General features: G+C 46.6%; 1 protein-coding gene. It reads left to right on the forward strand.

Annotation, left to right across the window (positions count from 1 at the left end):
- On the forward strand, positions 1-854 hold an 854-nt coding region (gene miaB, locus A3739_RS22320; protein WP_068502816.1), incomplete at its 5' end, for a tRNA (N6-isopentenyl adenosine(37)-C2)-methylthiotransferase MiaB.
- Positions 855-888: the final 34 nt, after the last annotated feature.

Genomic DNA, 888 nt, shown 5'->3' on the forward strand with positions numbered 1-888 from the left:
CATATACCCGAGGCGAAGAAGTCAGTCGCCCAGCTGACGACGTTATTGCGGAAGTAGCCCACCTTGCGGAACAAGGCGTACGTGAAATCAACCTCCTGGGTCAGAATGTTAATGCCTATCAAGGTAACACGCATGATGATGACATCATGGACCTTGCCGAGCTGATCACCATTATCTCTGGCATTGAAGGGATCGATCGTATTCGTTACACCACGTCACATCCTGTTGAGTTTAGTGATGCATTGATTGATGTTTACGCAACAGTCCCGGAACTCGTAAGCCATCTGCACCTTCCTGTACAAAGCGGTAGCGATCGCATTTTGGCCGCAATGAAACGCGGCCATATGGCGTTAGAGTACAAATCTAAAATTCGTCGTTTACGCAAGCATCGTCCAGATATCAGCATTTCGTCTGACTTTATTATTGGCTTCCCGGGCGAAACGGAAAAAGACTTTGAAGATACAATGAAGCTTATCAACGACATTGGCTTCGATACATCTTTCAGCTTTATCTACAGCGCTCGACCTGGAACACCTGCTGCGGATCTAGCAGACGAAACATCAGAAGAAGTGAAGAAACAACGCCTGCACATACTACAGCAACGCATTACGCAACAAGCACATGAAATTAGTCGTCGCATGGTCGGTACTCAACAACGCATTTTAGTCACTGGATTTTCTAAGAAAGACCCAGGCGAAATGCAAGGTCGTACTGAGAACAACCGCGTGGTCAACTTCAAAGCAAACCAAGATCGGAGCGACTCTGCACTAATTGGTCGGTTCATCGATGTCGATATCGTTGATGCTTATCCGAACTCATTGCGTGGCGAACGTATTGACGACAATGACTACTAGCTCTATTGCAACAGGTGTAAAGAAGACTTTGCAC

The sequence above is a fragment of the Oleiphilus sp. HI0067 genome, from assembly GCF_001635735.1.